This is a genomic window from Bacteroidota bacterium (assembly GCA_034439655.1).
Lineage (GTDB): Bacteria > Bacteroidota > Bacteroidia > UKL13-3 > UKL13-3 > CANJUD01.
The window spans coordinates 1-15,224 of record JAWXAU010000023.1 but is presented as its reverse complement, the minus strand read 5'-3'; the positions used below and the strand labels follow the sequence as shown (position 1 = coordinate 15,224).

Below are 15,224 nucleotides of genomic sequence, written 5' to 3'. Positions count from 1 at the left end.
CCACGGTTTTGCATTGGGCCTCTCAAGCAAAAATCACCTTGGTAAATAAAAACACTTTTGCTTCCTTTTTGTGTAAAAAGGAAGCCCCGATAGTTATCGCGGCGAGCGATACTACAATAAAATAAAGTGTCCGTTATAATTTGGCTTTTCTTATTTGAATTATGAAAGAGGTCTAATGTGGAGTCAACGTAACTAATACCGAAACTCAATATATAATAGTCCAAAAGAAAGGGACTAAATGTATTGTAGTTCGGAATTACCATACTAAAAACTAAATCCGCCACAGGCGGAGAACTATTATAGTTTAAGAATTGGTATAAGATTATGCGGATTATTGGCACATGTATTTTCTCATGTCGACGAAGTAGACATCTACTACTCCCGATAGCCACATACTACTTTCTAAAATCGTAGATCCCTTCCCTAAAGCTTTCGGGATCGGGAAGACAAAGTCCGAAAACCGTAATTCGTAAATCTGCGTCAGCCCCTCCATTCTCCGCGGCGAACCAAATCCTACCTGTACATTTTCGCCCTTTGCTCTTTCACATCGGCACTGTTTAAATACTCATCGAAAGTGCAAAGCTTATCTATAATACCATTGGGTGTTAATTCTATTACTCGGGTAGCCACAGTTTGCATAAACTCATGGTCATGACTGGAGAATAATACATTGCCTTTAAATTCTTTTAAGGAATTATTGAACGATTGTATTGATTCCAAATCAAGGTGATTGGTAGGTTCGTCTAATATAACACAGTTGCCATTTTTGAGCATCATTCGCGATATCATACAACGAACTTTTTCTCCACCCGACAATACTTTACAACTCTTTAAAGTTTCCTCGCCACTGAACAACATTTTACCTAAAAATCCGCGTATAAAAGTTTCGTCTTTATCTACACTAAATTGACGAAGCCAATCTATCAAATTCAAATCATCTTCTTGGAAAAATAAAGTATTATCTACGGGCAAGTATGCAGGTATAATAGTTACACCCCATTTGTATTCGCCAGAGGTAGCTGTTTGCTCGCCATTTAATATATCAAAAAATCTACTCACCGCCAAATGATCTTTTGATATCACCGCGATTTTTTCGCCTTTGGAAGTCGTGAAACTTATATCTTTAAATAATAAAGTATCGCCCTCTTTATAAGTCAGATTTTCGACATTCAATATCTGGTCACCAGGCTCACGATCGGGCTTGAACATAATAGCAGGATACTTTCTGTTCGATGGACGAATCTCATCAATAGTAAGTTTTTCCAATAACTTTTTACGACTTGTAGCTTGACGCGATTTGGAAGCATTGGCACTGAAACGTGCAATAAAATCCTCCAATTCTTTTTTCTTATCTTCAGCCTTTTTATTTTGGTCGCCACGTTGTCTCAATGCCAACTGACTCGACTCGTACCAGAAAGAATAATTACCAGTATATAATTGTATTTTGCCAAAATCTATATCAGCCACATGGGTGCATACCGCATCCAAAAAATGTCGGTCATGCGATACAACTATGACGATGTTTTCGAAGTCGGCTAAAAAGTTTTCGAGCCAACCTATCGTTTCTACATCAAGGTCGTTGGTAGGCTCGTCCAGAATTAATATATCAGGATTGCCAAATAATGCTTGAGCTAAAAGTACACGTACCTTTTCACTTCCACTAAGTTCTTTCATCAACTTATAGTGAAGGTCTTCCTTAATACCTAAATTGCTCAACATATCAGCGGCATTGCTCTCTGCATTCCAGCCTTCCATATCGGCAAATATGCCCTCGAGTTCCGATGCTTTCAATCCGTCTTCTTCACTAAAGTCAGGCTTCGCATATAAAGCATCTTTTTCACTCATGATTTTCCATAATACTTTATGGCCCATCAAAACCGTTTTCAAAACTTCATGTTCATCAAACTCAAAGTGATTTTGATTTAATACAGCCATCCGTTCGCCGGGGGTAATATCTACACGGCCGGTGCTGGCATCTATCTCGCCTGACAATATTTTTAAGAAAGTTGATTTTCCTGCACCATTGGCACCTATCACACCATAACAATTGCCTTGAGCAAATAATACATTTACTTCCTCAAACAATACTCGTTTGCCATACTTTAAAGATAAATTCGAAACTGAAATCATTATATAATGTTAAAATTGGGGTGCAAAGATAAGGGAGAAGGAGGAGTTAGGAATAAGTAGCTAGGAATAAGGCCATACGGCTAATAAAAAAGCGGTATGTTATAAGGAATAATGCGGCTGATACTGAACATAAAAATTATTGAAATCGGTGGTAAATTCATTATGTTCAAAAGTCCTTTGGCATCATCCCCTTATTCCTTATTCCTTACTCCTACTTCCTTAATCCTCCCCTATCTTTGCAGCCCAATTTTACCTGATTTGAGAACCAAAACAACCAAACAAAATAAAATTAATATTATCACGCTGGGTTGTAGCAAAAACCTTGTGGACAGTGAAGTACTGATGGGTCAGCTCAAAGCCAACCAGATGCAGGTTGAGCACGAATCCGCAAAAGATGATTCAAATATTATTATCATCAATACCTGCGGATTTATTGACAATGCCAAGCAGGAAAGTATTGATACAATACTTCGTTACAGCGAGGAAAAAGCTGCGGGTAATATTGAAAAACTATATGTTACGGGTTGCCTTAGTCACCGTTACAAAGATGAATTAAATTTAGAAATTCCTGAAGTAGATGCATGGTTTGGCACTTTGGAATTGCCCAATATGCTCAAAACTTTGGGGGCCGATTATAAGCACGAACTCATTGGCGAACGCTTGCTCACCACACCTCCGCACTATGCTTATCTCAAAATATCAGAAGGCTGCGACAGGCCCTGTTCGTTTTGTGCTATTCCATTAATGCGAGGAAAGCATGTATCAAGAACTATAGAATCCTTAGTAACTGAAGCGAAAAATTTGGTGCGAAATGGTACCAAAGAAATAATGCTGATTGCTCAAGATTCGACTTTTTATGGACTCGATTTATATGGTGATCGCAAACTCGCCGACCTGATGAAAAATCTGAGTGATGTAGAGGGATTGGAATGGATTCGTTTGCATTATGCATATCCCAGTCAATTCCCTTTGGATGCATTGGATGTGATGGCCGAACGTGCAAATATTTGCAACTACCTCGATATGCCTGTGCAACATGGTACTGACAATATGCTCAAGATTATGCGTAGAGGAATTACCCGCAAACGCACGGAAGATTTGATAGAAACCATCAGACAAAAAGTTCCTGGCATTGCATTGCGTACCACTTTGCTGGTAGGGCATCCAGGAGAAACAGAAGAGGATATAGAAGAGCTGAAAGAATTTGTACAAAAAACACGTTTCGACCGATTAGGAGTTTTTACCTACTCGCACGAAGATGGCACACATGCTCACGCTATGGCCGATGATATACCCAAGGAAACTAAAGAAGCCCGTGCTGCCGAGGTTATGGAACTGCAACAGGAAATATCAACAGAAATAAACCAAAATAAAGTGGGCAAATCGTTGAAAGTATTATTCGACCGCATGGAAGGCTTATACTTTGTGGGTCGCAGCGAATATGATAGCCCCGAAGTAGACAATGAAATTTTGGTTAACGCAGAAAACAACTATATTCGCATCGGAGATTTTGCAAATATTAAAATTACGCATACCGATTCATTTGATTTATATGGTGATGTAGAACCAAGCAATTAGTTCTATTAATCACAAAAACTATAATATATATGCCCACAACAAAAGCACTCGTAGCTACGAATTATTTTTTTCCAGGACAGAAAAAATTTTACCGTGGAAAAGTTCGCGATGTATATCATATATCCGACAAATATTTGGTGGTAGTGGCATGCGACCGCATTTCGGCATTCGACCATGTATTGCCAAAACCTATCCCCTACAAAGGACAAATATTAAATCAAATTGCTGCATATTTTTTAGATGCCACCAATCATATTTGCCCCAACTGGAAAATATCAACGCCCGATCCTAATGTCACTATCGGCCACCAATGCAAGCCATTCAAAATTGAAATGGTAATACGTGGTTATTTGGCAGGCCATGCTTGGCGTGAATATAAAAGCGGCAAACGTATTATATGTGGTTGTTCGATGCCCGATGGGATGAAAGAGAATGACAAGTTCCCTACCCCTATTGTTACACCAACTATTAAAGCTGATAAAGGACATGATACTGATATTAGTGCCGATGAAATAATTGCTCAAGGAATTGTAACTGCCGACCATTGGAATCAATTAGAAAAATATACCAGACAACTTTATGATTTTGGCAATGCCATGGCTCAAAAAAATGGCTTGATTTTGGTGGATACAAAATATGAATTTGGATTGAAGGGCGAAGAAATTATGCTTATAGACGAGGTACACACTCCAGACTCTTCTCGTTATTTTTATTTGAATGAATATGAAGACCTGCAACAAAAAGGCTTGGAACAAAAGCAACTCTCCAAAGAATTTGTACGCCAATGGTTAATTGAAAATAATTTCCAAGGCTTAGAAGGACAAGAAATACCTGAAATGACTGAAGAATTTATTAATAGTGTTACTTCGCGATATCTAGAATTATTTGAAAAAGTGACTGCACAAAAATTTGAAAAAACTGACTATTCTGAAATTGACCTTCGTATCGAAAATATTGTCTTAATGAACCTCCAGCAATTTAATATACAATAAATAACATAAACAAATAAACAATAAAAATGAAAAAAGTACTACTTATTATCGCTGTAGCCCTTAGCACCTTTGCTAGTGCACAGTATGTATCAACTCTTGCAGGGAAACCAACCACCTCTGGTTGGAATGGATCTTCTGCCAAATTATCGGATGCAGAATTTGCGAATCCTTATGGAATTTGCGTTGACGCAAGCGGTCAGATTTGGGTATCGGAATACATGGGCTGTCGTATACGCTTAATTACAGGCGATTTGCAATCAATTTACACAAGGTCAGGTCCTATTAGTGACCCAACACAATCAGGTGGTTATAATGATGCCGCAGGTATTAATGCCAGATATAATGGATGCAGTGGGATTGATATTGGCACCGATGGTGTGATGTATATTGCTGACCGCGATAACCATTGCATCCGTAAATTAGACAAATATCAAAGTATCGGATTGCCCCAAGCTGTTACTACGCTTGCTGGTTCAACATCGCAAACAGCAGGCTATAAAAATGGTACAGGTACTGCTGCCGAATTTAAAAGTCCTTGCGATGTGGCAGTTGATAAAAACAATAATGTATACGTTGCCGATTTGGCCAATCATTGTATCCGCAAAATTACTCCAGCAGGCGTAGTTACCTTATTTGCAGGAAATCCAGGTGCAACTGGCGGGTATGCCGATGGAGCCGCTACATCCGCAAAGTTCGATTTGCCAAAAGGTATTTGTTACGACAAAACTAACGATGCACTAATTGTTGCCGACTTGGGTAATGCAAGAATTCGTAAAATCATTATTTCAACTGGTGTGGTTAGCACTATTGCTGGTTCTGGCAATGCAAGTGATAAAGATGGCAATGCACTTAGTGCGGATATTGGTTACCCTATCGATGTTTGTATCGACGACCAAGGTGGCATACTTATAATAGATGGCAGCAACTCATCCTTGATCAGGTATTTATCTGGCGGCAAAATAATCACCGTGGCAGGCGAATACCAATATAGCGGCCACAAAGATGGTGTTTCAAATAAAGCTTGGTTTGATAACCCAGCAGGAATCTTTTTTATAGCAAGCCAAAAAATTGCTTATGTAACTGATGAAAACAACCACTGTGTTCGCAAATTAGATTTGAAACCTACCGTAAATTTTATTGCTGACAAAGTAGCTACAGCCAAACTGGTTGATGTTAAATTTACCAACCTTACTCCAAATCTCCCTTCTATCACTTCTTTCCTTTGGACTTTAAGCGGAACAGAAGGAGTAGACTTTAACTTGAACGGCGGTAAACTAACTGACTCAACAATAAGAGTGCAGTTCCTCAAAAATGGTTTATATAGTGTTACCATGCAAGCTACCAATCCTTTTGGCACAAGTACTATTACCAAAAATAATTATATAAATGTAGGTGGTGTTAATGGCATTGAAACTCCAGCAGTTCCTTTATTCGGCGTATTCCCAAATCCTTCTAACGATGGAAACATCATTATTGAGAACAGCCAAAATGTAAGCTTCAATACTTTATTGGTAAGCGATATGACTGGCAAAACAGTTTATTGGGACTATAATAACCCTTACTTCAAACAGTTTCACTTCGGTATAGGGCTTGGCCATTTGCCTAAAGGAATGTATGTAATAACACTTACTGATGGAGGGAATACTTTCCACCAAAAAGTAGTGTTGCAATAACAATATGAATGAAGTGGCCAAAATGGAGAAACCTTGTTCGCAATGAAGTACTTGAACAAACCAACAGCGATAAAAACCCCCACTTGGAGGTTGCTATTGAATATGGTAAAACAGTATTAAACACAGAGCACGGGAATTTTTCTTTTGGCAATCTTCACACCGTATTCGATGAAGGATTTAAAAAAATAAAAATAGAGCATAGGCACATAAATAATTGCTTATTGCTAGGCTTAGGAGGGGGCAGTGTATTGGATTTGTTAATCAACAAATACCCTATACATTGCCCCTTTTCTGTGGTAGAGCACGACCCAAAAATAGTAGAACTTGCACAGAAATATTTTGGATTAGACAACTATAAAGATATAGATATCCATATTGTAGATGCTTTTGAATATGTAAAATCCTGCAACAAAAAATTTGATTTAATTATTGTAGATTTATATAATGATTTGAATGTACCTGAACAAGCTCATACCCGCGAATTTGCAACTGATATTGGAAATATTTTGAAAACAAAAGGATTGGTCATTTTTAATAAAGTCGTAATTCATAAAATAGAAAAACAGCAGTATAATAATTTATACAATCATTTTCATGAATTCTGTACTTGCAAAACTATACAAGTTTTGGGAATGAATAACCTGTTAGTGGCCGAAAAAATATAATGGCAAAACACAATGAAACAGGTAACTGGGGCGAATTGCAAGCCCTTGCATATATAAAAGAAAAAAAGCCTAGTTGGGAAATATTATATACCAATTGGAAATACAAAAAAAGTGAAGTTGATATTATTTGCAAAGATGGCAAGCAACTCGTTTTTGTAGAAGTAAAGACCCGAACTGGCAACAAGTTTGGCCACCCAGAAGAAGCTGTGGGATACAAAAAGAAAGAAAAACTGGCCGAAGCTGCATCGGCATTTATTGAAGAAATAAACCACCAAGGTGAGATCCGATTCGATATAATATCAATAACCATACTGCAAAATAAAACCGAAATATACCATATAGAAGATGCTTTTTTCCCGGGCTTAGATTAGTTATAAAACAATACAATATGTCTTCCGTTTCAATATATACTATTCATGATTTTACAAAATTAAACATGCCCATCATCGATGTGCGTAGCGAGGGTGAGTTTGAACAAGGACATGTGGTAGGTGCTTGCAATATCGCCTTGCTTAACAATGATGAGCGAAAAGAAGTGGGTATATGTTATAAACAAAAAGGCAACTACGAAGCAGTACTTTTGGGTTATGAATTAGCAGGTAATAAATTTAAAGGCTATATACAAAAAGTTTTAGAAATTGCTCCTCAGAAAAGTATAAGTGTCTATTGTTTTCGTGGTGGCTTAAGAAGTAGAATTATGTGTGACTTATTTCTTACTGCTGGATTTAGTGTTGCCAGGCTAAGCGGAGGATATAAGGCTTACCGAAATTATGTATTAAATACATTGGCCTTACCTAAAAATATAAACATATTAGGTGGTTATACTGGTTCACAAAAAACAGAGAAACTTTATGAACTCAAATTAAATGGCCACCAAGTAATCGATCTGGAAAAACTGGCAAAACACAAGGGTTCAGCTTATGGCGGAATTGGCCAAGAAGCACAACCCACCACTGAACAATTTGAAAACTTATTAGCTTATGAATGGCAAAAAATTGACCCGATCAAACCTTTATGGCTTGAGGACGAAAGCAGCAAAATCGGAAAAATTAGTATCCCAAAAAGTATATATATACAAATGCGTGAAAGCCGATTGGTAAAAGTAATGGTAGAAATTGAAAAACGCATTGATTTTATATTAAATACTTATGGAAAAATGCCTACTGAAGAACTATACAATGCTACTCAAAAACTACAACGCCGTTTGGGAAATGAGCAATGTACTATTGCGTTAAATCATTTGCAAAATGGTGAACTAAGAGAATGGTTATCTATTATATTGATGTATTACGACAAAACTTATAACCATGGCAACTCATTACGAGACCCGAACAAAGTTGAAACTATAGCAGAAGCTGATTTCTATAAAAAATATTTGGCATAAAAAAACCGTCCCGAATAATCGGGACGGTTTTTTTATGGATTAAATAAAATTATTATTTGCTAACCACAAAACGTTGTGTAGTGCTGAAACCATTCATATTTAATGTATAATGATAAACACCGCTGTTTAAGTCACTTGTGTTTACATCTACACCATTTACACCTTGGGCAAACTGTCCGTTAGCAACGGTTTTTACAACTTGACCTAAGTTATTATAAATGCTGATATTGATATTTGCAGTTTTAGCAAGTTCAAAAGGAATACGTACATTTTGACCGTTTGAAGGATTAGGATAAACCTCGCCCAACATGAAACCTTTGTTTTCCAAATCGGCTATGCCAATGTTGGTACAAGATATATAATAACGGAATATAGGAAATACAGGAACACGCTCAGTACCTTGGGTACGGGTATATATTAAAGTGCCTGGGAAATACACATCATGTAATGAACTTGCAGGTGGGTACAAATCATAAAGCAAAGCACCAGGTATAAACAAGCCATTTTGGTATACCTTGTTTGGAGCAGAGATATTTTGATTGTCTTCGAAGACACGTGTTTGATCGTAAACAAATTTGTAATAGAATTGGTTGAAACGGTTGGTGATTGGTGCACCATTAAATGAATCGGCTCCTAGTGAATCGAATGGGGCTACTTTATTGTGTGAAGTACCTGGTTCGAATGATGCTACAACAGCAGATATTTGACCGCTATTGGTATTCACTGCCTTATTTACAGTCAAGGTTAACCAACGAGCATCGTCTTGCGAATTGGTATCGTTAATAGTTAAGTCGAATGTTTTTTCAACGGTAGCATTTGGAGCTTTGTTGGCGGTGTGGTCGTAATTTGGCATTCCCACTTCTGGATATGCAGGTGTTGGACCGGGGCTTCCAAAACCACCCTTTACCTTAAAGTTGCTATTGTTCAAATACTGCAAGTTAAGCTTGTCTGTTACACTTCCATCAGTGCTTCTAATATAATAGTAAGGGAATTGAATAGAATCGATAGTATATACATTATACCTACCAAGTTGCAAATAATCATTATTGGCAGATAAGCTCCATACCAATGAACGTGCATCAAGCGTGAATCCTACGGAGAAACTATATGCCAATGCACCATTCGTGTATGCTCTAGAATAGTCGTTAAAAGTCCAAGCTGTATCGGCGGTTCCTGGATAATCTCTGGTAATGATGGTAAAAGCTGTATCGGGCAACATCATTACAGGCTGGGTAAAGGTTGGGGTTGCTGTACTTTGTTGGTCGTAGTCTATCAAAGCCTGTTTGTAATCGTACAATGCACTCACCATTGGGGCATTGGTTTTATTTGAAGTGATTGTTTGTTTTTTACCATTCTGATTCACAACAATTTTTTGATTGGTACGAGCAGGATTTAGTGGATTGAAATCCCTCGTTTGAACAGGGCTTTGCGAAGTTTGGGCTTGAGCAAATATTGCAGTTCCCAATAGCATTAAAATTAAGTAACCTTTTTTCATTTGTGTTTTTTGATTGATTTATTTGGCTTCAAAATTAAGTAAATTTTTTATGTAATCAAATAATTAACACTTTTTATTACAAAATAGTTGCATGGGGGTTAAAATAATTACTCCAAATCAACCACCGTAACTGCATCTCCGCCAAATTCTGGAGCTTCATCTTGCAAATTTTTTACCGCCCGTATTTTTTTTAGTTCGCTTCTGATTAGCCTTTTAAGTATGCCTGCACCACGACCGTGAACAATGCGGACACGAGAAAAATTGAGCATGATGGCTTCATCTATAAAGTGCATCACTTCCTGCATGGCCTCCTCTCCCCTTTTGCCTATCACATTTATTTCGGCATTGAAATGGGCCAACTTCTCATTCAAATCTACACCCGCATGAACACGTCTGTTATTATTCGATTTTTTTTCTTCTTCAGGGGCAAGTTCCAATCTGTCTAAGTCAACCCAAGTTTTTATATGACCCATGGCCACCTCGGCTTTATTCTTATTGATGGCTGTTACTTCTACCACCGTTTGGCTGTCGGGCATTTTAACTTTGCTGCCCACTTTGATATTCAAAACAGAATCTGCTTGTTTTGAATTGGGCTGCACTTCAGGCATCAATTGCAAAACCATCTCATCCAGATTTTTCCTTACTGCTTTGGTGGTTTCATTGCTTGCTTTGTTTTCTTTAATAAGTCTGATGGTTTGCTCAATTTCTTTATTGGCATTCTTAATTATTTGCAAAGCCTCAGTCTTGGCTTTTTGTATAATATCAGTTTTTGTGTTGGCTAACTCAGTATTCTTTTCTTCAAATTTACTTTGCTTCTCTTTCGAGCTTTGCAATTGGCTTTCCAAATCCTTTTTCAAGTTTTTGATATAAGTTTTCTCCCTTTCAAGCTCTATAATAAGTTTCTCGACCTGATTATGTTTATTCCCCGATTTTTGTATTGCCTTTTGTATAATATCTTTGTCCAAGCCGGTCTTTTGGGCTATCTCGAAAGTATAACTGCTGCCTGGCACGCCAGGTTCAAATTGAAATAAAGGAGCCAATTCTTTGCTATCAAACAACATACTACCATTATATACACCGTGCAGATGCTGTGCTAAAATTTTGAGATTACTAAAGTGTGTTGTTATAATACCATAAGCAAATTTTCGGTTCAATGCTTCCAATATGGCTTCTGCCATCGGACCTCCCAATTGTGGATCAGTTCCAGTTCCAAACTCATCAATCAAAAATAAAGTTTTGGAATGGGCAAAGGTGGTGAAATGTTTCATATTGAGCAAATGGCTGCTGTAGGTACTCAAATCATTTTCTATACTTTGCTGGTCGCCAATATCAATATATATTTGCTTGAACATGCCCATTTCGCTGCCATCTTTGCAAGGCACAGGCAAGCCATTTTGAAACATCATTTGTATTAATCCTACTGTTTTTAATAATACAGATTTCCCCCCAGCATTCGGACCAGAAATTACAACGATTCTTTTGTCTCTATCCAATTCAATAGAGAGTGGAACAACTTGCTTCTTTTGCTTTTTAAGATTAATATATAATAGTGGATGGCGAGCCTGCACCAATTTCAACATTGGCTTATCATGTATTTGCGGACTTATACATTTCAATTCAATACTCAACAAGGCTTTGGCTCTAATAAAATCGAACATACCCAACATATCACAACATACCGAAAGTTGAGGTACATGCGGCATCACGAGCGATGTAAGCTCAATCAGTATTTTACGAATTTCTTTTTTCTTTTCTTGATGAAGCTCAATGGTATAATTATTCAGTTCAAATATTTCACCCGGCTCTATATATAATGTTTGCCCTGTTGCAGATTCATCATGCACAATGCCAGGAATTTTTTTCTTATGCTCTGGGAATACCGCCACTACCAACCTATCATTGCGAATAGTAATAGTAGTTTCGGGTCCCCAATTATTTTCTGTAATATTTTTGGCGATGGAGTTAATACGTTTTCTAACCAAATTTTCGTTTGAAGTTATTTTACTATATAAACTCTCTAAATCCTTGCTTGCATTGGGTTTCATGCTGCCATTCACATCTATTTTGGTATTGATGGCATGGGTAATTTCATTGAACTGGTGCAGCCCATCGGTTATCTTATATAACTCAACAAACTGTTCCTCTTTTCCCTTGAAAAAATGTATAATACGATTCACCGTGGCGAGCATATTCCGCAACTCGTGCAACTCATGTTCACTGAGGTAAGCACCTTCTATACTGGCTTTGTTTATATATTCTTTAATAGGCAAGTAATGCTCGGTGGGAAATAACAAAGCGGTATTGATAATCTCTACAAACTCATCTGTTTGCTTCAATAATTTAGCAATAAGTTTTCCATCCGAACTAAAACGCATCTTCTGCACATAGCCTTCTCCCATGGGGCTAATACATTTAGCAGCAAGCAATAACCTTATCTGATCGAAACCGGTTCTCTGTTCAATATTTTCGGGATAGAGACTCATAATGGGGTGCAAAAATATAGGGAATTTATCTGTGGGCAACATGCTGATTTGACAAATCACCCTCACAGAGCCAATACAAAACACGCAGATTTGACAACTTCCCCTTTGCACAACCAATGCAAAATTGTCAAATCATCAACACATATCTCCAATCCAAATTTCTTCCCTACTTTTGTCTCGGGCAATTTTTACTACGGAGTATTGAGAAAATTTTACAAATTAAAACTATGGACATTGTTGATGGCAGTAGGTACTATGGCCATTTTTCCTGTGTTCGAAGCAGTAGCCCAGCAGGAGGTTGATTATACCCTCCACGCAAAGTTTCTATACCATTTTACCAAATATATAGAATGGCCCGAAGACAGAAGAGCAGGAAATTTTGTGGTAGGTATTGCAGGCAACGAAGATTTATATACTTTCATGAATACGATTGCTCAGAAAAAAAAAATTAAAGGACAAAATTTAATAGTTTTGAAAATAAAAAACACTGATGATCCTTCCAGTTGCCACATGCTTTTTGTGGCTCGTGGCCGAAATTCTGCCTTACCAGGTTTTGTGCTAAAAATAGGCAACAGAGCAGTATTGGTAATTACTGAAAAAGCTGGCTCGTTAAGACAAGGTTCTGACATAAACTTTGTTATTAACAATAATAACCTTAATTTTGAACTTAATTCGACTGGTGCAACCGGAAAAAGAATGGCCGTGTCTAGCGAATTGCGAAACCTTGCAACAAGAAATGAATAAACTTTACAAACTAATTTTTTTCCTGCTCATACTAGGCATCGGTAGTGCTGAAGCACAGATTGACACAAACGAATTTAATGACCTTGATGAGATTGATATATACAGTCTGTTGAAAGAAAGTGTATTTAAAAAAGTGGTGGTGAGGTTTGAAGAATCGCCTGGTAACCTAACAGAAATTTCCAAAGATGAATTTATGAACCGTGGTGCCCGCGACCTTATGGATGTGTTGCGTATGGCTCCTGGCTTTGAGTTTGCACAAAACATCAATGGCCAAATAGGCATAGGCTACCAAGGCATGTGGGCCCAGCAAAATAAAATTACGATACTGATTGATAACGTGGCGATGAACGATGGTTTACAAGGTGGCTTTGCGATTGCCCAGCGGATTCCTTTGGGCATGATAGAAAAAATACAAATCATTAAAGGTGCGGGCTCTATACAATTCTTGGGGGCAAATACAATGAGCACTATCAATATTATAACCCGCAGCGGTAATACCATGGAGGGTGCTAGAATAACCCTGTTCAACGGCAGTTACGATTCTACCTTTGCCCGCCGTGGAGTTTCATTGGTAATGGGCGACAATATTGCTAAAAATAAATATTGGAGCTTCATTGGAAGCTATAATAATGGCAAAATAACCAATGTCGCCAAAATCAATAACACTCCTTGGGAGTCGCAATGCAACCTTTTAGATATATTTGCTTTTGCCAAACTAAAACTAAATAAATGGGATTTTAAATATTTGCTCAATAACTATAATAGTCAGGCTGCCATTAGGCAATCAACTGTAAAAAGTTTGATACAAAATTTGCAAATCAGTAACGAGTTCAAAATAAAGAAAACAGATTTGACAATTTTGCCTACGTTGAATGTATCGCAGCAATTGCCCATGAATTGGATAATGCCGAACCCTTGGGTAACAGATACCAACAATATGATGCAGACAAAAGCTCAAGCCCGTTTGATGCTGAGACATAGTTTCGAAGACAATAAAATAAAATCATTATCATACTTCGGTATTGATTATAATTGGGAACAGAATACCATTCTTTATCATAAGACTAAACTCGACCCATATAGCTCGACATCGTTCTATGCACAGAACGTTTTCCAAAAGAACCTTAGCCGCATCTATATAAATCGCCTGTTGGTAAAAACGGGAATAAAAGCCGATATGTTTGCTAGCCAAAAGGTAACTATTTCGCCTAAAGTTGGTGTAGAATATTATTATAAGAATTTTCAAATAAATGCATTTGCTGGACGTTACGGAATGAACCCCAATAACTATGGCAACTATTTGGTGCCCAACCTTAAGCAAGAGCAAATACAAACTGCCCAGTTTAGGGTTAATTATATATTAAAATCGAATTGTAATGTGGCCGCAAACCTGTTTGTGAACAAAGCCAGTAATATGATATCCTTTATGCAGAACAAATACTATACGGATACCTTTGTGAATATAACTACAGCAGGTTCGAAAGGTATTGAGCTAGAATTTAATTGGAAACTATTCGACGGAATGTACCTCAAATCTTATTATACCTATTTCCAGAAAGCCAACAAAGATTCCAACCAATATTCTATTGAGCAGGGTAATAGTGGGTTATTGGGTTTTGCTTCTCATAAATTATATGCTTCGTTACAATATAATTTAGCGAGTAACTACTGGGTGAACATTAACGGACAGTATTATAGTAAAATAACTGGCATACGATCGGGTATACGCACCGAGCAAAATCCTTTGCTCATGCTCGATCTGACCTTGAAATATGCTTCGCCCAAAAGCCCCATAGAAGTTCAAACTGGTATCTATAATATATTGAATAATAACTTCAAGTATTTTCAGGCATACAGTAATATGAATAATACTTCGGGCATTAATAACCCTGTGCCTGGCGGCGGACGGGAATTTTTCATCAAAGTAATTTTCAAACTACGCTTTTACGACAACGACCATCAATCATACAATTATTCTAACCCAATTATCTTTTAACACTTACCATTATGGCTAAAATTAGATTTGGGCTCAACGGCCAGATATTCACAGGGTTCTTCATCCTCGTGTTCCTGCTGATGT

Annotated in this window: 11 protein-coding genes; 8 read left to right on the top strand and 3 right to left on the bottom strand. The window is 37.5% G+C overall.

Annotated features, from left to right (window positions below; translation table 11 throughout):
* Positions 1-513: 513 nt before the first annotated feature.
* Positions 514-2,130 carry an ATP-binding cassette domain-containing protein gene (locus SGJ10_01595; protein MDZ4756818.1) on the bottom strand — a complete coding sequence of 539 codons (1,617 nt, stop codon included), beginning with the start codon at positions 2,128-2,130 and terminating at the stop codon, positions 514-516.
* A gap of 258 nt (positions 2,131-2,388) precedes the next feature.
* Here SGJ10_01595 and rimO point away from each other — a divergent pair, with 258 nt between their 5' ends.
* The 6 genes from rimO to mnmH are packed head-to-tail and all read left to right on the top strand — an operon-like array spanning position 2,389 to position 8,422.
* On the top strand, positions 2,389-3,708 hold the full coding sequence (rimO, locus tag SGJ10_01590; GenBank protein ID MDZ4756817.1) for a 30S ribosomal protein S12 methylthiotransferase RimO: 1,320 nt from the start codon (positions 2,389-2,391) through the stop codon (positions 3,706-3,708).
* A gap of 29 nt (positions 3,709-3,737) precedes the next feature.
* Positions 3,738-4,700, top strand: a complete 963-nt coding sequence (locus SGJ10_01585) for a phosphoribosylaminoimidazolesuccinocarboxamide synthase (protein ID MDZ4756816.1) — start codon at positions 3,738-3,740, stop codon at positions 4,698-4,700.
* 26 nt (positions 4,701-4,726) lie between these two features.
* Positions 4,727-6,373 (top strand): T9SS type A sorting domain-containing protein, encoded by a 1,647-nt coding sequence (locus SGJ10_01580; protein MDZ4756815.1) that lies wholly within the window; start codon positions 4,727-4,729, stop codon positions 6,371-6,373.
* An 8-nt stretch (positions 6,374-6,381) separates the two neighbouring features.
* Positions 6,382-7,038 carry a fused MFS/spermidine synthase gene (locus SGJ10_01575; protein ID MDZ4756814.1) on the top strand — a complete coding sequence of 219 codons (657 nt, stop codon included), beginning with the start codon at positions 6,382-6,384 and terminating at the stop codon, positions 7,036-7,038.
* Positions 7,038-7,409 carry a YraN family protein gene (locus SGJ10_01570; protein MDZ4756813.1) on the top strand — a complete coding sequence of 124 codons (372 nt, stop codon included), beginning with the start codon at positions 7,038-7,040 and terminating at the stop codon, positions 7,407-7,409. The genes SGJ10_01575 and SGJ10_01570 overlap by 1 nt, the downstream gene beginning before the upstream one ends.
* 17 nt (positions 7,410-7,426) lie before the next feature.
* Positions 7,427-8,422 carry a tRNA 2-selenouridine(34) synthase MnmH gene (mnmH, locus tag SGJ10_01565; GenBank protein ID MDZ4756812.1) on the top strand — a complete coding sequence of 332 codons (996 nt, stop codon included), beginning with the start codon at positions 7,427-7,429 and terminating at the stop codon, positions 8,420-8,422.
* Positions 8,423-8,474: 52 nt separating this feature from the next.
* Here the strand turns inward: mnmH and SGJ10_01560 are convergent, their stop codons facing one another.
* Together SGJ10_01560 and SGJ10_01555 are read right to left on the bottom strand one after the other, a co-directional pair.
* Entirely contained in the window at positions 8,475-9,917 is a 1,443-nt protein-coding gene (locus tag SGJ10_01560) for a T9SS type A sorting domain-containing protein (protein ID MDZ4756811.1), read from the bottom strand.
* Positions 9,918-10,024: 107 nt separating this feature from the next.
* Positions 10,025-12,400, bottom strand: a complete 2,376-nt coding sequence (locus SGJ10_01555; GenBank protein ID MDZ4756810.1) for a Smr/MutS family protein — start codon at positions 12,398-12,400, stop codon at positions 10,025-10,027.
* 201 nt (positions 12,401-12,601) lie between these two features.
* On the opposite strand from SGJ10_01555, the gene SGJ10_01550 reads away from it, so the two are divergent.
* Complete coding sequence (locus SGJ10_01550) at positions 12,602-13,144, top strand: YfiR family protein (GenBank protein ID MDZ4756809.1); 543 nt, start codon at positions 12,602-12,604, stop codon at positions 13,142-13,144.
* Positions 13,137-15,140, top strand: a complete 2,004-nt coding sequence (locus tag SGJ10_01545) for a TonB-dependent receptor plug domain-containing protein (protein ID MDZ4756808.1) — start codon at positions 13,137-13,139, stop codon at positions 15,138-15,140. Before SGJ10_01550 ends, SGJ10_01545 begins: the two co-directional genes overlap by 8 nt.
* The last annotated feature ends 84 nt before the right edge of the window (positions 15,141-15,224 follow it).